Genomic DNA, 17,080 nt, shown 5'->3' with positions numbered 1-17,080 from the left:
AGCCGAAGAGCCCCGAGCCGATTCCGGCCCGGGGCTCTTCGGTCTCAGTCCTGGGGCGCTGTGGCCTCGTCGCCCACCTGCTCGGCAGCCGCGTCGAGGGAGGTCTCCAGCCGGGCCAGCAGCGCGGCGAGCAGGCGTCGTTCGTCGCCGGAGAGGCCGGCCAGCATCCGGCGCTCGTTGTCCAGGTGCCGCGCGAAGACCTCGTCGACCAGCTTCAGACCACGCTCCGTCAGCCGCGAGCGGACGATGCGGCGGTCGTTCTCGTCGCGCTCACGGACGATCAGTCCGTCCTTCTCCAGCCGGTCGGCGCGCAGCGTCATGCCCGCGCTCGTGATCAGCCCGCTGGCTGCCAACTGCCCGGCCGTCAGCCGGTACGGCGCGCCGGCGCGGCGCAGCGCGGTCAGCACGTCGAAGCCGGCGATGTTGAGGCCGTACTCCTCCAGCGAGTCGGTGAGCAGCGACTGGTACCGCGCGAAGGTGCGGTGCAGCCGGGCCATCACCTGCAGCGGTTCGGTGTCCAACTCCGGGCGCTCGCGCCGCCAGTCCGCCACGACCGCGTCGACGGCATCCCCCGTGCCCTCGCCTGTGCTCGCTGCACGGGACCGCGGGTACCCCATCTCGGACCTCCTGCCCGGCCGGCTGCCATGCCTGCTGCCGGACATGATCCTATCGCCCGCCCCGGGTCCGGTTGGGCCGGGCGGGTGGCGTTCGGGCGGCTGATCAGTGCGTTCACGATCCGATCACGCCGGTCCGCTGTAGCTTCCGCCAGGGCGGACAAGAACTGATTAAGGAAAGTCTTCGGACCTTCAACAACGTGTTGACGCCACGCGGCCACACCTCTACCTTCCTCTCAAACGGAAAGAACTTTCCGTATTGTGGAAGAACCCAGGCCGCCCGGCTCCTCGCGCGGCCGTCCCGCGCCCGCAGAAGGAGCGCCCCCATGAACCTCGCGCCGCGTGAGATCGACAAGCTCTACGTGTACGTGGTGGCCGACCTGGCCCGCCGACGCCGCGACCGCGGTCTCAAGCTCAACTACAGCGAGGCCGTCGCGCTGATCAGCGAAGGCATCCTGGAGGGCGCCCGCGACGGGCGCACCGTCGCCGAGTGCATGGAGCTCGGCAAGGACATCGTCGGAGCCGACGACGTGATGCCCGGCGTCCGCGCGATGCTCCCGCTGCTGCAGATCGAGGCCGCGTTCGTGGACGGCACCAAGCTCGTCTCCTGTCACGACCCCATCGGCGCCTGATCCGCGGCGTTGTCACCATCCGCGCAGCCCGCGAAAGAGAGCATCCATGTCAGCAGGCAGACCCGCCTATCTCTACGGAGAGGCGCCGGTAGAGATCAACGCCGGTAGGGCCACGACGCGTGTGCGCGTGAGCAACACCGGGGACCGGGCCGTCCAGATCGGCTCGCACTACCACTTCTTCGAGGTCAACCGCGCCCTCGACTTCGACCGCGAGCAGGCCTTCGGCATGCATCTCGACCTCCCCGCCGGGACCGCCGTCCGGTTCGAGCCGGGCGACACGCGTGAGGTGGACCTGGTGGCCTTCGCCGGGCACCGGCGGCTGGTCGGCTTCAGCGGACTCGTCGACGGCGGCCTCAACTCCGCCGAAACGCGCGCCACGGCACTGCGCCGCGCGGCCGAGCGCGGCTTCCTCGGCGCGCGCCCGGGCAGCAAGGCGGGTGAGCTCTGATGGCGCTCATCCCCCGCAGCCAGTACACCGACCTCTTCGGCCCGACCGTCGGCGACCGGTTCCACCTCGCCGACACCAACCTGGTGGTCGAGGTCGAGAAGGACTTCAACGAGGGCCACTACGGTGACGAGGCCGTCTACGGCGGCGGCAAGGGCATCCGCGACGGGATGGCACAGGACCCGGCCGCGACCAACCTCAAGGGCGCCCTCGACCTGGTGATCACCAACGTCGTGGTGCTGGACCCGGTACTCGGCGTGGTCAAGGGCGACATCGGGGTCAGGGACGGCTTCATCACCGCCGTCGGCAAGGCCGGGAACCCGCGGCTGCAGAGCGGCGTGCACCCCAAGCTGGTGATCGGTCCCGGCACCGAGGTCGTCTCCGGCGAGCACCTGATCGCCACCGCGGGCGGCGTGGACACGCACATCCACTTCATCGCCCCGCAGCAGGCCCAGGAGGGCCTGACCAACGGCATCACCACCTTCATCGGCGGCGGCACCGGCCCGACCGACGGCACCAACGGCACCACCTGCACGCCCGGTCCGTGGAACATCGGCCGGATGTACCAGGCGGTCGAGGAGATGCCGGTCAACACCGGACTGCTGGGCAAGGGCAACGGCTCGCTGCCGGAGGCGCTGCGCGAGCAGGTCGAGGCGGGCGTCTGCGGCCTCAAGGTGCACGAGGACTGGGGCGCGACCCCGGCCACCATCGACACCGCGCTGCGCGTGGCCGACGAGTACGACGTCCAGGTCGCCATCCACACCGACACGTTGAACGAGTCCGGCTTCTACGAGGACACCCTCGACGCGATCGACGGCCGGACCATCCACACCTTCCACACCGAGGGCGCGGGCGGCGGCCACGCCCCGGACATCATGCGGATCGCGGGCGAGCCCAACGTCCTTCCCTCGTCGACCAATCCGACGCTGCCCTACACCGTCAACTCGATCGACGAGTTGCTCGACATGGTGATGGTCTGCCACCACCTGAGCCACGACATCCCGGAGGACGTCTCCTTCGCCGACTCCCGGGTCCGGGCGGAGACCGTCGCCGCCGAGACCGTGCTCCACGACGAGGGCGTCATCTCGATCTTCTCCTCCGACTCCCAGGCGATGGGCCGGGTCGGCGAGACCTTCGCCCGTGCGTTCCAGACCGCGCACCACTGCAAGGACCAGCGCGGCAAGCTGGACGGCGACAGTGAGCGCAACGACAACCAGCGGGTGCTGCGCTACCTGGCCAAGCTCACCATCAACCCCGCGATCGCCACCGGCACCGCCGACTGGATCGGCTCGCTGGAGCCCGGCAAGCTGGCGGACATCGTCCTGTGGCCGATCCACTCCTTCGGCGCCAAGCCCAAGCTGGTGATCAAGGGCGGCATGGTCAACTGGGCGCTGATGGGCGACCCCAACGCCTCGCTGCCGACCACCCAACCGATCTACTACCGCCCGATGTTCGGGGCGATGGGCAAGGCCCGGCAGGCGACCCGGGTCTCCTTCATGTCGCAGGCGGCGATCGAGCGCGGCGTCCCGGCCGAACTCGGGCTGGACAGCCGGGTGCTGCCGGTGCGGGACTGCCGCACGGTCGGCAAGCAGCACATGGTCCGCAACGACGCGCTGCCCAAGATCCAGGTGGATCCGGAGACCTACCAGGTCACCCTGGACGGCGAACCCGCCACCATCGAGCCGGCCCGGACGCTCCCGCTCAACCACCTCTTCTACCTCGCATGAGCAGCTCTCTGGACCAGCTCCTGGTCAGCCTCCAGCTCTCCGACTCGGCCTTCCCGAGCGGCCTCTACACCCTCTCGCACGGCCTGGAGGGCTACCTCCAGGCCAAGCGGGTGGACGCCGACGGCATGCCGCCGCTGCTGGAGGACCTGCTGCGCCACTCCGTCGGCCCGGCGGACGCCACCGCGCTGGCCCTGGCCCACCGCGCGGTCGGCGACGGCGACTGGGCCGCGGTGGTCGAGGTGGACCAGCGTCTCTTCGCGAGCAAGCTCAACCGCGAGGCGCGCCAGGCCTCGACGCGCACCGGGCGGCAGATGCTCGACACCGCCCGCCTCGCCCTGGGCTGCGCGGAGTTGGACCGCTACGCGGAACTGGTCGCGTCGAAGGCCACACCGGGCTGCCAGCCGGTGGCCGCCGGGGTCGCCTACGCGTCGAGCGGTGTCCCGGCGGAACAGGCCGTGGCGAGCGACCTGTTCGCCTTCGCCGTCAGCTTCGTCAGCGCCGGGCTGCGGCTGCGCCTGACGGACCACCGCCGGGCGCAGATCACGCTGCGCGAGCTCGCGCCGGTGATCACGGAGGTCGTAGCGGCGGCGCTGGAGCGCGAGTCGGCGGACCTGGGCGGCTGCGTCCCGGTCGCGGACGCGATGTCCGGACGCCACGAACGGGCCGAGGCACGGATGTTCGTCTCATGACCGGCCATGACCGACACCCACACCGACACCAGGACATGCAAGAGAGAAGGCAGAAGATGACGGACGACGTGCTCCGTGTGGGCATCGCCGGGCCGGTCGGCTCGGGCAAGACGGCGCTGATCGAGGCGCTCGTCCCGGTCCTGATCGCCCGTGGCCGACGGCCTGCGGTGATCACCAACGACATCTACACCCAGGAGGACGCCGACCACGTCCGCCGCAACCTGGCAGGCGTGCTCGACCCCGAGCGCGTGGTCGGCGTCGAGACGGGCGCGTGCCCGCACACCGCCGTCCGGGACGACCCGACGATGAACCTGGCCGCGGGCGCCGAACTCCTGGAGCAGTTCCCGGACGTGGACACGCTGATCTACGAGTCGGGCGGCGACAACCTGACGCTGACCTTCAGCCCGCTGCTGGTCGACATGTTCTTCTTCGTGCTGGACACCGCCGAGGGCGAGAAGATGCCGCGCAAGCGCGGTCCGGGCATCACCGACTCCCACGTGCTGGTCATCAACAAGATCGACATCGCCCAGTACGTGCGCACCGATCTCGACGTGATGTCCTCCGACGCCGACCGCGTCCGCGAGGGCCGTCCGGTGGTGCTCACCAACAGCCTGACCGGCGAGGGCCTGGACCAGGTCGCGGACCTGCTGGAGACCTACCGACGGGTTCCTGCGTGAAGACCGTCGCCGCCCGGCCGGGCGGGCGGGCCGACCGGCTGACGCCCGCGCACTACGAGCCGTCCCGTGTCCCCGCCGAGGTGCGGCGGTACGCGGGACGGCCGCAGGCGCTGGGCGTCGGCAGGCCGGGGAAGATCGGGCTGCTGGAGCTGGGCTTCGAACGGATCGGCGCGCGGACGGAGTTGGTGACGCACTACCAGAAGTCGCCGCTCCAGATCATGCGCCCGCTCTACTTCGACCCGGCCCGGCCGGACCTGGCCGTCACCCTGCTGATGTCCACCGGCGGCGGCATCGTCCAGGCCGACCGGCTGCGGATGGACCTGCACTGCGGCGCGGGCACGGCCGTCCACCTGACAACCCAGGCGGCCACCAAGGTCCACCGGATGGACGCCGACTACGCCGCGCAACAGGTCTTCCTGCACGCCGACGCGGACGCCTACGTCGAGTACCTGCCGGACGCGACCATCCCCTACCGGGACTCGCGCTTCTACCAGCGGACCGTGATCACCGTCGCACCCTCGGCCACCGTGCTCGCGGGCGAGACCGTGATGGCGGGCCGCCTGGCGCACGGGGAGCGTAACGCGTACCAGGTCTTCGCCTCCGACCTGGAGTTCCGCCGCCCCGACGGCCGCCTGCTCGCCCTGGACACCGTCCGGCTGACCCCCGGCCGGAACGGCGGCGGTGTCACCGGCCCGGCGGTGCTGGCCGGCCACGACCTGGTCGGGACCTTCTACGCGGTCACCCCGCTGGCCCCCGCCGCCGAGGTCGCCGACGCGCTGTTCCGCGCACTGGACGGGTTCGGCAGCGGGCTGCTGTTCGGCGTGAGCGTACTGCCCGGGGACTGCGGGGCGTGGCTCCGGGTCCTCGGCGCCGACTCCCCCGCCGTCACCGCCGCGCTCCGGCACGCCTGGGACGCCGTCCGCCGCCTGCTGATCGGCGCGCCCGCACCGGAGCTGCGCAAGTCCTGACCCCACAACGGCACGACCGTCACCGTGCTGTCCGGCACGGTGCCCCCGACCGGAGAGACTCGGATGCCCTCCCACCTCGATACGGGTAACACCGCCTGGCTCATGGCGAGTACCGCCATGGTCCTGCTGATGACCCCAGGCCTCGCCTTCTTCTACGGCGGCATGGTCAAGACCAAGCACGTGCTGGTCATGCTCAAGATGAGCTTCGTCTGCCTGGCGCTGGTCACCGTGCTCTGGCTGGCCATCGGCTACAGCCTGGCGTTCGGCAAGGACGTCAACGGCTGGGGCCTGATCGGCACGCCGGCCCACTGGATGATGCACGACATAGGTATGAACAGCCTCACCGGTTCCATACCGACCGTCATCTTCTCCGCCTTCCAGATGGCCTTCGCCATCATCACCGTCGCCCTGATCAGCGGCTCGATCGCGGGCCGCGCCACCATGCGCGGCTGGCTCTGGTTCGTCGTCGCGTGGACGCTCTTCGTCTACGTGCCGATGGCCCACTGGGTCTTCGCGCCCGACGGCTGGATCACCGCGCACCTGGGCGCGCGCGACTTCGCCGGCGGTATGCCGGTGGAGATCAACTCCGGCGCGGCGGGTCTGGCCGTCGCGATCGTGGTCCGCAAGCGCAAGGACTTCGAGCGCGAGACGATCCGCCCGCACAACCTGCCGCTGGTCGTGATCGGCCTGGCGCTGCTCTGGTTCGGCTGGTTCGGCTTCAACGCCGGCTCCGCGCTGGAGACCGGCGGCACCGCGCCGATGGCCTTCCTCAACACCCAGCTCGCCGCCTGCGGCGCCATGGTCGGCTGGCCGCTGATCGAGAAGTGGCGGCTCGGCCACGTCGAGATGCTCGGCGTCGCCTCGGCGGCCGTGGCCGGCATGGTCGCGATCACCCCGGCCTGCGGTGAGGTCTCGCCGATCGGCGCGCTGGTGATCGGCTTCGTCGCGGGCGTGGTCTGCGCCTTCGCGATCAACCTCAAGCTCAAGCTCCGCTACGACGACACCCTCGACGTGGTCGGCGTGCACGGCTGGGGCGGCGTCGTCGGCGTCCTCGGCATCGGTCTGTTCGCGACCTTCCAGATGAGCGGTAAGAAGGGCCTCTTCTACGGCGGCGGCCTCGACCTGCTGTGGCGTCAGGCCGTCGGCGTGGTCGTCTGTGCGGCCTTCTCCTTCGGCGTGACCTGGCTGATCGCCAAGGCGATCGAGAAGACCGTCGGTTTCCGTGCCGCCGAGGAGTACGAAGACGTCCCCGGCGCGGAGGAGGAGCAGGCCTACGACGACGAGACCATCGCCGAGATCCGCGAGCGCCTCGCCCAGGCCCGCGTGGCCGTCCCGGTCGCGGTCGGCGGTGCGGGCACGACGGACAGCGCGTCCGGCGGCGTCGGCGTCGACGCCGAACTGCTGGCCGAGCTGCGGCGGCTGCTGGAGCGTCGGGAGCAGGAGAAGTGATGCCGCAGATCTTCGACTCGGGCAACTCCGCCTGGCTGATCATGGCGGCGGCCATGGTGCTGCTGATGGCACCGGGCCTCGCCTTCTTCTACGGCGGCATGGTGAAGACCAGTCAGGTCATCGCCATGCTCAAGATGTGTTTCGGCTGCGTGGTGCTGGTCAGCATCCTCTGGTTCGCGGTCGGCTACTCGCTCGCCTTCGGCAAGGACGCGGGCGGACTCGGCGTGATCGGCTCCTTCGACCACGTCTTCATGACCGGCGTCGGCCTCACCAGCCGCACCGGGTCCGTCCCGACGGTCACCTTCTCCGTCTTCCACATGTCCTTCGCCATCGTCACGGTCGCCCTGATCAGCGGCTCTGTCGCGGGACGCGCGAAGATGAAGGGCTGGCTGGTCTTCGCCTCGGTCTGGACGCTGCTGGTCTACGTCCCGATGGCGCACTGGGTTTTCTCGCCCGACGGGTGGGTGGCCAAGCAGCTGGGCGCGGTCGACTTCTCCGGCGGCACGGTGGTCGAACTGGCCTCCGGCGCTGCGGGTCTGGCCCTGGCGGCGGTCGCCGGCCGACGCGAGGACTTCGAGCGTCAGACGATCCGTCCGCACAACCTGCCGCTGGTCGTGGTCGGCCTGGCGCTGCTCTGGTTCGGCTGGTTCGGCTTCAACACCGGGTCCTCGCTGGGCGTTCCGGGCGCGGCACCGATGGCGTTCGTCAACACCCAGTTCGCCGCCGGTGCGGCCATGGCGGGCTGGGCGGTGACCAGTTGGTGGCGCACCCGCCAGGTCGGGCTGCTCGACATCAGCATGGGCGCGGTCACCGGAATGGTCGCGATGACCCCGGCCGCCGGTGACCTGACCCCGCTGTGGGCGTCGGTGATCGGCTTCCTGGCCGGTCTGACCTGTGCTTTCGCCATCAGTTGGAAGTACCGCTTCGGCGTCGACGACACCCTGGACGTGGTGGGCATCCACGGCTGGGGCGGCCTCTTCGGCATGGTGATGGCGGGTCTCGCCGCCACCGGCGTGATGACGGGCAAGAAGGGCCTGTTCTACGGCGGCGGTTGGAGCCTGCTGGGCAAGCAGCTGGTCGCCGTGCTGGTGATCGGGCTCTTCGCGTTCGCCATGACCGCGCTGATCGGCAAGGTGGTCGACCTGACCGTCGGTCTGCGCCAGTCGCCGCACGCGGCCGAGGAGGAGCACGAGCAGGTCTACCAGAACGACTGGGACGTCCAGTTCAAGGAGATCGCCGACGCCCTGCGCGGCAGCGGCATCCGGGAGGACGGCAAGGAGGAGGACCCGAGCGTCCTGCTGGAGCAGGTCCGCAGGCTCCTTGAGGCCGACCCGGAGCAGTTGCGGGAGTGAGCCACCCGTGAGTGACGGACGGGGCGTCGGCCGGTGGCCGACGCCCCGTCGGTTTTCTCCGCCCGTTTCTCCGTCGGTTTCTTCGTCGGCCTCCCCCTCCGTGTCGGCTTGCGTCCGGCACCGCACAGGACCAGGGTGGCGGTGTGTCCCCTGCTCCCAGACACCTGATCGTGCTGCGGCACGCCAAGTCCGCCTGGCCCGACGGCGTGGCCGACCTGGACCGGCCGCTGGGCCCGCGCGGTCGGCGCGACGCACCCCGGATCGGCGCCTGGCTGCGCGCCACGGGTCACCTGCCCGAGTTGGTGTTCTGCTCGCCCGCCCACCGGACCAGGGAGACCCTGGAACTGGTCACCACCGGCCTCGGCGGAAGACCCGAGGTGCGCGTGGAACCGCGCCTCTACTCCGCCGACGCCGACGGCCTGCTGGCCGTGGCGCGCTCCGCGCCCGCCCACTGCGCCACGCTGATGCTGGTGGGCCACCAACCGGCCGTGCAGGAGCTGGTGTTGGAGCTGATCGGCGACCGCCCCGACGAGCACCCGGCCGCCGCACTGCTGCGGGAGAAGTTCCCGACCGGAGCCGCCGCCGTGCTGGAGGTCACCGATCCGTGGTCCGGGCTGGGCAGGACCGGTGCGCGGCTCGAAGCCTTCGTCCGGCCCCGCGACCTGCCGTAGTCACAGTCCAGGACACGTCATCACACGCCCTCACAGCCGGACGATCACCAGCGCCGTGTCGTCCGTGACACCCGCCGACGGGAGCAGGTCCGTCAGCACGGCGTCGGCCAGCGCCTCCGGCTCCGCGTCGCGGTGGCGGATCAGCGAGGCGGCGAGCAGGTTGAGGCCGACGTCGATGTCCCGGTCGCGGCGCTCGATCAGGCCGTCGGTGTAGAGGACCAGGGTGTCCCCCTGCGTGAAGGGGACGACGGCCTGCGGTCGCATGGTGAGCTCCGGCCTCGCGTCCAGCGGCGGATCGGTGGCCTGGTCCAGGAAGTCCACCCGCCTCCCGCCACGCACCAGTGCGGGCGGCGGATGACCGGCGCTGCTGTAGGTGATCAGCCCTCGGTCCCAGTCGACGAAGACCGTCACGACGGTCGTCGACTGCGCGCCCTCGACCGAGCGGGAGTAGCGGCCGAGGACCTCCAGGGCGTGCGCGGGCCCCGTCGCGACGCGGATGGCCGCGCTGAGCGCACTGCGCAGCTGCCCCATCACGCCGGCGGCCTCCAGCCCGTGCCCGACCACATCGCCGACGGACACCCCGATCCGGTCCCCGCCGGGTGTTCCGGAGTCGGCCAGGTCGACCAGGTCGTACCAGTCGCCGCAGACATTGAGCGCGACGGTCGCCGGCTGGTAACGCACGGCCACCGGGTGGTTCCGGACCGGTCCCGGAGCGGGCAGCATCGACCGTTGCAGTGACAGCGCGATCACCCGCTCGCGGGCGTTGGCCTGCCGCAGCTGCGCGTTGACCTCCTGCAGCTCCCGGACGCGGGTGTAGAGCTCGGCCTCCAGCGCCCGGGTCCGGTCACCGTTGGGGCGGTCGTGGGCGCGGACCAGCTCGGTGACCTCCTCGACCCGGTGGACCAGCAGCTCCACCTCGCCGTCGGGACCGAGGACCGGGGCGTTGACCGGGCTCCAGTAGCGCTCCTCCCACTCCCCCGGCCGCTCGGCCGACTCCACGTCGTAGCGCTGCAACCCCATCACGTCCCGCTGGCCGGTGGCGAGCACCCGGCGCAGGGACGCCTCGAGGTTCCGGACGCCGTCGGCCGCGGGGTCGTTCGGGTTGTCCGGGAAGACGTCGAAGAGGTACCGGCCGATCAGCTGGTCCCGGGTTCGGCCGGAGAAATGCAGGAACGCCTCGTTGGCGTCCAGGTAGACCAGCTCAGGGGTCAGCAGGGCCGCCATCCCTGGCAACGACTGGAAGACCCGTTCGTAGTCGATCGCCACCTCGGTCATGGTGCTCCGCCTGATCCGCAAGACAGGCCCCCGGACTCATTCTCACCCTCCCGGGCGCGGTCTCACCACGGCACGGGCGTTCCGTCCCAGGAGAGGAACTGGCCCGTCGGGCCGTCCTCGGGCAGCAGCGCCAGGCGGACGGCGCCCGTCGCGGCCTCGGCGGGGTCGCCCTCGCTGCCGGCCGCGAGCGCGTTGAGGTCGGTGCGGCGCAGGCCCGGGGCCATGGTGTTGACCTTGAAGCCCTCGGGGGCGAGCGTCTGGGCGTAGAACAGGGTGAGCGCGTTGAGCGCGGTCTTGGAGCTGCGGTAGGCCGCGCCGGAGCCCGGCCCCAGGGCGAACCCGCGGTTCGGGTCCGCGCTCTGGGTGAGCGAGCCGGTGCCGCTGGAGATGTTGACGATGCGCGGCGCGGACGACCGGCGCAGCGCCGGGAGGAAGGCGTTGGTGACGGTCAGCACCCCGAAGAGGTTGGTCTCGAAGGTGCGGCGGAAGGAGTCGAGCGTGGCGTCCGGCGCGGCGTTGCCGTCGGCCATCATCCCGGCGTTGTTGACCAGGATGTCCAGCCGCTCGACCTGCCGGGCGGCCTCCGCCACGCTCTCCGGATCCGTGACGTCGAGGACCAGCAGGCGGACGTCGCCGTCCAGCTCCGCGACGGTGCGCTTGCCGCGCTCCGCGTCGCGGGCGCCGAGCAGGACGCTGACCCCCGCCGCAGCGAGCTGTCGGGCGATCTCCTTGCCGATGCCCTTGTTGGCGCCGGTCACCAGTGCCGTGGCTGTGCTCCTGGAAGAGTTGTTCATGCCCGTAAGGCTCCCCGCTCGGGCGCCCGGTAGCCAGGTGGCGGAGGTACCCGGCTACGGACCGTGACGCCCGTCCCGTCTCTCCGGGCCCCTGTCTCCACTGCCTCGCCGGACCGTCCGCTACCTGGCCGGACCGTCCACTACTTCGCCGGACCGTCCTCCGCGAGGAGGCGGCGCAGCGCCGGGAGCAGGGCGTCGAGGGGCTGCGAGCTCTGGAACGCGACCACGGTCGTCCCCGCGCCGTCGGCCGTCGGGGCCGGGGCGGTGAAGAGCGCGATCACCTCCTGCATCGCGGCGTCGAGCTCCGCCAGCGGGTCCTGGCACTCGCCGCGCAGCCAGCGGCGCAACACGTGGTTGTGCGCGGACGCGACCGCTGCGGCCATCAGTTCCGCACGCAGGGCCGCGCCGGGCGCCTCGTCGCCCATCCAGGCCGTGATGAACTCGCGGAAGAGCCGCTGGTAGCGCGCCACGCTGGCGATCTCCCGGTCCCGCAGCGCGGAGACCTTGCTGGTCAGCGCGTAGCGGCGGCGGGCGATCTCGCCCTCCTCCAGGTAGTGCAGCAGCACCAGCCGGACCGCGTCGGAGACCGCGACCAGGGCGGTGGCGTCGGAGGACGTCGCCAGCCGGGCGCGGATCGCGTCGAGCAGACCGTCGTGGTCGGGAAAGACCACGGCCTCCTTGGACCCGTAGTAGCGGAAGAACGTCGACCGGCCGACCCCGGCGCGCTCGACGATGTCGTCGACGGTGGTCTGGTCGTATCCGCGCTCGTCGAAGAGCGAGAGGGCGGCGTCGGCCAGCCGGTCGCGCGCCGGGGGCGCTGAGCGCGATGTCATGGAGCCACATCCTGACGCGTCCGGGCCTGGGACACCACTCGTCACCTCTTGTTTCCGCTTGTTGCTTCCGGTTGTTGTTTCCCGCTGTCGCTACCCCTTGCCACCTGGCGTGGAACTGAGTACCGTCCAAATGGTATCCGGTCCCACCCGCCGGATCTCGCCTCCCCTGCCCAAGGACCGCAGCAGCCTGCCCGCATCCCGGTCCGATCCGAAGGAGGAACAGAACCGATGACCCCGCCGCCCACCGCGACCGCCACCGCCTTCGCGCCCGTCGCGCCCGTCTATGTGCCCGTCTATGTGCCCGCGTTCGTGCCGGCCCCGCCCGCTGTCGACTCCGCCGCCTCGGCCGCTCCGGGTCAGGCCACCGGCCTGCGGTTCCAGCGCTGCACCTGGTGCGACTCGGCGCAGCCGCGTCCCGCGCTGATGTGCCGGGTCTGCCGCAGCGAGAGCTTCCGCTGGGAGGAGAGCCAGGGCCTCGGCCAGGTCGTCCACTCCCCCGCCATCGCCCGCAAGCCGGTCTCCACACCACGGCTGACGATGATTCAGCTCGACGAGGGCCCTCTCGTCGACGGCTGGGTCCTCGGCGGCCCGCAGGACCAGCTCTGGCCGGGCGCACGGGTCCGCTTCACCGACGCCGAGGACGCCTCCGGCCGCCCCGTCTTCGAGCTCAACGAGCTGGGCTGGGGGGACTGACCCGCGCGGGTGGTTCGCTGTCAGTCCCTGTCCGACCCTGTCAGACCGTCAGTTCCGGCTGTACAGAGGCTACTTCGGTCACCAGGCTTTGCCGGATGAAGAACTCGGTACCGAACAGCCGCTCCCGCACGTCCGGCGACATCTGCGAGATCACGCCGGGCATCGCGCCCCGCTCCACCTCGCTGCGGTGGGCCAGCACGGCCGCGATCTTCTGGTCCATCCAGGGACCGACCTCGAACGCGGTGTCGACCTGCTCGTCGGGGACGGTGTAGAGCGTCCTCGCCTCGCCCACCAGCTCCCGGAAGGCCGGGACGCACGAGTGCGGGTAGGTGGAGAAGTACAGCGCGCGCGGCTGCCAGGGGTCACCGGCCTCCGGGTAGAGCTGGGCCAGTCCGGCCGCCTGGGCCGCGAGCACGGTCACCCGGTGCGCGTGCCGGTGGTCCACATGGCCGGTCAGCCCGCCGTAGGCGTCGTGCGTGAGGACCAACTCGGGGCGGAACGACCGGATGTGCGCCACCAGCCTGCCGACGGCCTCGTCGAGCGGCGCGTCGCAGAAGCGCGCGCGGCCCGGGGCCGAGGGCTCGAAGTGCGCGTCGGCGTAGCCGAGCATCCGCGGCTTCTCCGCGCCGAGCAGGCGCGCGGCCTCGGCCAACTCCTCGGCGCGCCACGTGTCTTCCGCCCAGGTCGCGCTGACGATCGCGGTCCGCGCGCCCGCTGCCGCGTGCCGGGCCAGGACCCCGCCCGCCGCCAACGACTCGTCGTCCGGGTGTCCGAACACGGTGAGAATGCTGGGCGCGGTCATCGAGGGCCACCTCTCGGTTCGCGGATCCAGCCGAGCATACGGCGAAGGTGCCTGCCGGGCGTCGCTGCCGGGCAGAGGTCGGCGGGCGAGGCACTAGACTGCCCGCACATGTGACCGACTGTCACCGAAAAGGACGGCCCCGAGATGTCCGAAGTCGACCAGACCCCTGCCGCTCTGGACCCCAACGTGCCCAGCACGGCCCGGGTCTACGACTACCTCCTCGGCGGCAAGGACAACTTCGCAGCCGACCGGGCCGCAGCCGAGCACCTGCTCTCCGCGCAGCCCACCGCGCGGGACATCGCGCAGGCCAACCGGCGGTTCCTGGTCCGCGCGGTGCGGCTGCTGGCCGAGAGCGGGATCCGCCAGTTCGTCGACATCGGCGCGGGCATCCCCACCAGCCCGAACGTCCACGAGATCGTGCTGGAGCAGCAGCCGGACGCCCGGATCGTCTACGTCGACAACGACCCCGTCGTGCTGGCCCACACCCGCGCCCTCCGCGCCACCACGGGTGTCTCCGCGCTCGACGGCGACCTGCGCAGACCCGACGAGATCCTGGGCCACCTGCGCGAGTCGGGCGTCATCGACTTCTCCCAGCCGGTCGGACTGCTGCTCATCTCGGTGATGCACTTCGTCCGCCGTGAGGAGGACCCGGCCGCGCTGGTCCGCGCCTACACCGAGCCGTTGGCGCCGGGCAGTCACATGGTCATGTCCGTCGCGACCGGCGGCACGCTCTCGGACGAGGAGATCGCCAAGGCCGAGAGCGCCTACGCCCACGCCTCCTCGGCGCTGACGCTGTACCGCCCGGCGGACGTGGCCGGTTGGCTGGAGCCGTTCGAGCTGCTCGAGCCCGGCCTGGTCTCCTACTACAAGTGGCGTGCCGAGGAGATCGAGCCCGGCGGCCTCGGCGCGCCCATCGCGGCGGTCGCCCGGATCAGCTGACGCCGGTTCGGCCGCACACCGCTCGGGCGGGCCGTCCGCCGACGACCCGCCCGAAGCTTTCCTGTTCGCCTGCTGCCCGATGCCCGGCCCGCTGCCCGGCTACTCGGTCCGCAGCGCGACCGCGGTCCGGGTCCTGGCCGCCCATCCGGCGGGCAGGAGCGCGCTGAGGACGGCGATCACCAGGCCGCCGAGCGCCAGCAGGGTCAGCGGCAGCGCGTGGTAGACGTCCAGTACCTCGCCCGGCAGCCGCAGGCCCGCGCTCTGCCCCATGGCCGGGACCACGATCCGCTGCAGGACCACCCCGATCGGCACCCCGACCACTCCGCCCACCACGCCGACGACCGACACCGACGCGATCACCATCGCCAGGGTCTGCCGTGGGGTCATGCCCAGCGCCTTGACGACGCCGAGGTCGCGGACCCGCTCGCGGGTGTCCAGCACCACCGAGTTGAGCACGCCGAGCCCCGCGACGACGACCAGCATCAGGGTCAGCACCCCGGTGAGCGCGTCCAGCAGGATCACCATCTGGCTCGCTCCGCCGCCGTCCCCGACCTGGGCCACGGCTCCGGTCGGGCGGAGCGCGGCGTTGAGCGCGTCGGTGTAGCGGATCGGGTCGGTGCCGGACGTGAGTGCGATGGAGAAGACCTGCGGGCGCAGGTCCGGCTCGGCCGCCGCCAGCGTGCGGGCGTCGGTGAGGACACTCATCGCCGCGCCGCTGCTGGCGACGAAGACCTCACCACTGATCCTCACCGGAATCGCCTTGCCGTGGTCGTTGAGCACCACGGTCTCGCCCACCTTGGTACCGGTGGCGGTCAGGAACGGGGTGGACACGACCGCCTCGCCGGGACGGGTGAACCAGCTGCCCGAGACCAACTGGCGGCCGGACCAGGACGCGTCCCCGAAGAACGCGGTGGCGTTGACCGCGACTGTGGTCCCACCGGCGGTGACCTGGGACTGCGCGGCGCCGAACCAGGCCCGGGTGCCGGACTGGGCCTCGATCGCCGCGGTCATGGCCGTGGTATCGACCGAGCCCGGCTTCGCCGCACCCGCGCCGGTGCTCCCGGGGAGCGGCGGGGCGACGCTGAGGACGGTCACGTCGGCGTTGGACTTCTTGGCGTCCTGGATCCGCTGGAGCGACGTGCCCAGGCCGTACGCGAAGGTGACCGACACGGCCCCGAAGAGGATCGCTATGACCATCGCCATGCTGCGCGCCGGGCGGGAGAACGGCTGGGCCAGGCCCATGGTCACCGGTCTCGGCAGCGGCAGCGCCCGGGCGATCCGTGCGGCACGCCGCCCCCGGCCGGGCTGCGGGGTCCGACCGACAGTCAGCGCGTCCACGGTCCGCAGCCGACCGGCGCGCAGCGCGGTGAGGCAGGCGGTGACCGAGACCATCAGCAAGGTGCCCGCCATCACGGCCACGTCGACGGAGGGCGCGACGGTCAGCGAGGTGGTGCCGTACACCTGCTCGGTGGCGCCCAGCACCTGACCGGCCGCCAGATTGCCCAGCCCCGCACCCAGCAGGGTGCCGACGACGGCCGGGATCAGCGCCTGTCCCACGTAGGCGCGGACCACCTGGCCCGGAGTGAAGCCGAGCGCCTTGAGTACCCCGATCCGACGGGTGCCCGAGCCGACCGCGCCGGCCACCACGTTCCCCACGATCAGCACCGACATCAGCACGCCGAGCAGCCCGAAGGCGGTCAGGAACGGGATGAAGATCCCGGTGGAGCTGGTGTTGCTGTTCTTGACGTCCAGCCAGTCGCGGCTGCCGCTGACCGCACCGGACGGCAGACCGGCCGCGACGGCGGCCCGGTCGGCGGCGAGCTGCGCCGCGGTGGACGCGGCGGTGAAGCGGTAGAGCATCTGCAGTCCGGTGCTGCCGCCCTCACGGCTGGTCGCAGCCGCGAGCGCCGGGATCTCGTCCGGCGCGACCCAACCGTCACCGGTCGCGCTGACGGACCGGGCGATGCCGACCACGTCGAGCTCCGCGGTCCCGCCGGAGGCGGCAGGCACCTCCACCTTCTGTCCGACGGACAGTTGCGGCCCCGTCCAGTCGGCCGACACGACGAGCTGCCCCGGCCCCGAGGCCCAGTGCCCGGCGGTCAAGCTGACGTCGTCGACGGGACCGCCCGCGTCGGCGCGACCGACCAGTTCCATCGGCGGGACGCTCAGCCCTGCGGGCAGCTCCATGCCGACGACGCCGCTCGGGTTGACCGAGGCGGTCGGGAACGGGCCCGCCGTCGCGGTCACCCCGGCCACGTGCGCGGTCGCGCCGACCCGGTCGGCGCTCGCCTTGGCGGAGTCGAACTGGACCACCAGCTGCGCCCCGTTCTGCTGGGCGAAGGCGTGGTCGAACGGCGCGTTCGACGCGACCAGCAGCGAACCGCCCAGCACGGACGCGGTCACCGCCATCATCGCCGCCAGCCCGGTGACGGCGGTCTGCACCCGGCGCCGCCGCACACCGGCACGCATCACGGTACCGAGGGCGCTCATGCCTCCTCCTCCGCGCTCCGCATCGGCTGC

At 71.6% G+C, this 17,080-nt stretch carries 17 protein-coding genes; 11 read left to right on the top strand and 6 right to left on the bottom strand.

What is annotated here, in order from left to right:
- Nucleotides 1–44: 44 nt before the first annotated feature.
- Nucleotides 45–617, bottom strand: coding sequence for a MarR family winged helix-turn-helix transcriptional regulator (locus ABH928_RS13875; protein ID WP_370065867.1), 573 nt, complete (start codon nucleotides 615–617; stop codon nucleotides 45–47).
- 323 nt (nucleotides 618–940) lie between these two features.
- On the opposite strand from ABH928_RS13875, the gene ABH928_RS13870 reads away from it, so the two are divergent.
- The 9 genes from ABH928_RS13870 to ABH928_RS13830 all read left to right on the top strand — a co-directional run bounded on the left by ABH928_RS13870 (nucleotide 941) and on the right by ABH928_RS13830 (nucleotide 9,224).
- Complete coding sequence (locus ABH928_RS13870) at nucleotides 941–1,246, top strand: urease subunit gamma (RefSeq protein WP_370065865.1); 306 nt, start codon at nucleotides 941–943, stop codon at nucleotides 1,244–1,246.
- A 46-nt stretch (nucleotides 1,247–1,292) separates the two neighbouring features.
- Nucleotides 1,293–1,694 carry an urease subunit beta gene (locus ABH928_RS13865; protein WP_370065863.1) on the top strand — a complete coding sequence of 134 codons (402 nt, stop codon included), beginning with the start codon at nucleotides 1,293–1,295 and terminating at the stop codon, nucleotides 1,692–1,694.
- Nucleotides 1,694–3,418, top strand: a complete 1,725-nt coding sequence (gene ureC / locus ABH928_RS13860) for an urease subunit alpha (RefSeq protein WP_370065861.1) — start codon at nucleotides 1,694–1,696, stop codon at nucleotides 3,416–3,418. The genes ABH928_RS13865 and ureC overlap by 1 nt, the downstream gene beginning before the upstream one ends.
- Entirely contained in the window at nucleotides 3,415–4,107 is a 693-nt protein-coding gene (locus tag ABH928_RS13855) for an urease accessory protein UreF (protein WP_370065859.1), read from the top strand. The genes ureC and ABH928_RS13855 overlap by 4 nt, the downstream gene beginning before the upstream one ends.
- A 56-nt stretch (nucleotides 4,108–4,163) precedes the next feature.
- A complete protein-coding gene (ureG, locus tag ABH928_RS13850) occupies nucleotides 4,164–4,784 on the top strand; it encodes an urease accessory protein UreG (RefSeq protein ID WP_370065857.1) in 621 nt (206 codons plus the stop codon).
- Nucleotides 4,781–5,752: an urease accessory protein UreD gene (locus tag ABH928_RS13845; RefSeq protein WP_370065855.1), complete on the top strand. Its 972-nt coding sequence runs from the start codon at nucleotides 4,781–4,783 to the stop codon at nucleotides 5,750–5,752. The genes ureG and ABH928_RS13845 overlap by 4 nt, the downstream gene beginning before the upstream one ends.
- Before the next feature lie 63 nt (nucleotides 5,753–5,815).
- Nucleotides 5,816–7,201 carry an ammonium transporter gene (locus ABH928_RS13840; protein WP_370065853.1) on the top strand — a complete coding sequence of 462 codons (1,386 nt, stop codon included), beginning with the start codon at nucleotides 5,816–5,818 and terminating at the stop codon, nucleotides 7,199–7,201.
- On the top strand, nucleotides 7,201–8,553 hold the full coding sequence (locus ABH928_RS13835) for an ammonium transporter (protein ID WP_370065851.1): 1,353 nt from the start codon (nucleotides 7,201–7,203) through the stop codon (nucleotides 8,551–8,553). The genes ABH928_RS13840 and ABH928_RS13835 overlap by 1 nt, the downstream gene beginning before the upstream one ends.
- A gap of 143 nt (nucleotides 8,554–8,696) precedes the next feature.
- Nucleotides 8,697–9,224: a histidine phosphatase family protein gene (locus ABH928_RS13830; RefSeq protein WP_370065849.1), complete on the top strand. Its 528-nt coding sequence runs from the start codon at nucleotides 8,697–8,699 to the stop codon at nucleotides 9,222–9,224.
- 30 nt (nucleotides 9,225–9,254) lie between these two features.
- Here the strand turns inward: ABH928_RS13830 and ABH928_RS13825 are convergent, their stop codons facing one another.
- From ABH928_RS13825 to ABH928_RS13815, 3 genes are all read right to left on the bottom strand, one after another.
- Nucleotides 9,255–10,499, bottom strand: coding sequence for a PP2C family protein-serine/threonine phosphatase (locus ABH928_RS13825; RefSeq protein WP_370065847.1), 1,245 nt, complete (start codon nucleotides 10,497–10,499; stop codon nucleotides 9,255–9,257).
- A gap of 62 nt (nucleotides 10,500–10,561) precedes the next feature.
- A complete protein-coding gene (locus tag ABH928_RS13820; protein WP_370065845.1) occupies nucleotides 10,562–11,293 on the bottom strand; it encodes an SDR family oxidoreductase in 732 nt (243 codons plus the stop codon).
- 140 nt (nucleotides 11,294–11,433) lie between these two features.
- Complete coding sequence (locus ABH928_RS13815) at nucleotides 11,434–12,126, bottom strand: TetR family transcriptional regulator (protein WP_370065843.1); 693 nt, start codon at nucleotides 12,124–12,126, stop codon at nucleotides 11,434–11,436.
- Nucleotides 12,127–12,354: 228 nt separating this feature from the next.
- Here ABH928_RS13815 and ABH928_RS13810 point away from each other — a divergent pair, with 228 nt between their 5' ends.
- Entirely contained in the window at nucleotides 12,355–12,819 is a 465-nt protein-coding gene (locus ABH928_RS13810) for a Zn-ribbon domain-containing OB-fold protein (protein ID WP_370065842.1), read from the top strand.
- Nucleotides 12,820–12,859: 40 nt separating this feature from the next.
- On the opposite strand, the gene ABH928_RS13805 is transcribed toward ABH928_RS13810, so the two are convergent.
- On the bottom strand, nucleotides 12,860–13,621 hold the full coding sequence (locus ABH928_RS13805; RefSeq protein WP_370065840.1) for a PIG-L deacetylase family protein: 762 nt from the start codon (nucleotides 13,619–13,621) through the stop codon (nucleotides 12,860–12,862).
- Between the two features lie 144 nt (nucleotides 13,622–13,765).
- Here ABH928_RS13805 and ABH928_RS13800 point away from each other — a divergent pair, with 144 nt between their 5' ends.
- A complete protein-coding gene (locus ABH928_RS13800) occupies nucleotides 13,766–14,560 on the top strand; it encodes an SAM-dependent methyltransferase (protein WP_370065838.1) in 795 nt (264 codons plus the stop codon).
- 99 nt (nucleotides 14,561–14,659) lie between these two features.
- On the opposite strand, the gene ABH928_RS13795 is transcribed toward ABH928_RS13800, so the two are convergent.
- The gene (locus ABH928_RS13795; RefSeq protein ID WP_370065836.1) at nucleotides 14,660–17,050 is read right to left on the bottom strand and encodes an ABC transporter permease; all 2,391 of its coding nucleotides are present in this window, start codon (nucleotides 17,048–17,050) and stop codon (nucleotides 14,660–14,662) included.
- Nucleotides 17,051–17,080: the final 30 nt, after the last annotated feature.

The sequence above is a fragment of the Streptacidiphilus sp. MAP5-3 genome, from assembly GCF_041262505.1.
Lineage (GTDB): Bacteria > Actinomycetota > Actinomycetes > Streptomycetales > Streptomycetaceae > Streptacidiphilus.
The sequence above is the reverse complement of the archived record's forward strand: the minus strand, read 5'-3'. Positions and strand labels throughout refer to the sequence as shown.

Excerpts from the sequence above, each read along its gene's own strand:
- ABH928_RS13875 (WP_370065867.1), bottom strand. The coding sequence starts at position 617 with ATGGGGTACCCGCGGTCCCGTGCAGCGAGCACAGGCGAGGGCACGGGG.
- ABH928_RS13870 (WP_370065865.1), top strand. The coding sequence starts at position 941 with ATGAACCTCGCGCCGCGTGAGATCGACAAGCTCTACGTGTACGTGGTG.
- ABH928_RS13865 (WP_370065863.1), top strand. The coding sequence starts at position 1,293 with ATGTCAGCAGGCAGACCCGCCTATCTCTACGGAGAGGCGCCGGTAGAG.
- ureC (WP_370065861.1), top strand. The coding sequence starts at position 1,694 with ATGGCGCTCATCCCCCGCAGCCAGTACACCGACCTCTTCGGCCCGACC.
- ABH928_RS13855 (WP_370065859.1), top strand. The coding sequence starts at position 3,415 with ATGAGCAGCTCTCTGGACCAGCTCCTGGTCAGCCTCCAGCTCTCCGAC.
- ureG (WP_370065857.1), top strand. The coding sequence starts at position 4,164 with ATGACGGACGACGTGCTCCGTGTGGGCATCGCCGGGCCGGTCGGCTCG.
- ABH928_RS13840 (WP_370065853.1), top strand. The coding sequence starts at position 5,816 with ATGCCCTCCCACCTCGATACGGGTAACACCGCCTGGCTCATGGCGAGT.
- ABH928_RS13835 (WP_370065851.1), top strand. The coding sequence starts at position 7,201 with ATGCCGCAGATCTTCGACTCGGGCAACTCCGCCTGGCTGATCATGGCG.
- ABH928_RS13825 (WP_370065847.1), bottom strand. The coding sequence starts at position 10,499 with ATGACCGAGGTGGCGATCGACTACGAACGGGTCTTCCAGTCGTTGCCA.
- ABH928_RS13820 (WP_370065845.1), bottom strand. The coding sequence starts at position 11,293 with ATGAACAACTCTTCCAGGAGCACAGCCACGGCACTGGTGACCGGCGCC.
- ABH928_RS13815 (WP_370065843.1), bottom strand. The coding sequence starts at position 12,126 with ATGACATCGCGCTCAGCGCCCCCGGCGCGCGACCGGCTGGCCGACGCC.
- ABH928_RS13810 (WP_370065842.1), top strand. The coding sequence starts at position 12,355 with ATGACCCCGCCGCCCACCGCGACCGCCACCGCCTTCGCGCCCGTCGCG.
- ABH928_RS13805 (WP_370065840.1), bottom strand. The coding sequence starts at position 13,621 with ATGACCGCGCCCAGCATTCTCACCGTGTTCGGACACCCGGACGACGAG.
- ABH928_RS13800 (WP_370065838.1), top strand. The coding sequence starts at position 13,766 with ATGTCCGAAGTCGACCAGACCCCTGCCGCTCTGGACCCCAACGTGCCC.
- ABH928_RS13795 (WP_370065836.1), bottom strand. The coding sequence starts at position 17,050 with ATGAGCGCCCTCGGTACCGTGATGCGTGCCGGTGTGCGGCGGCGCCGG.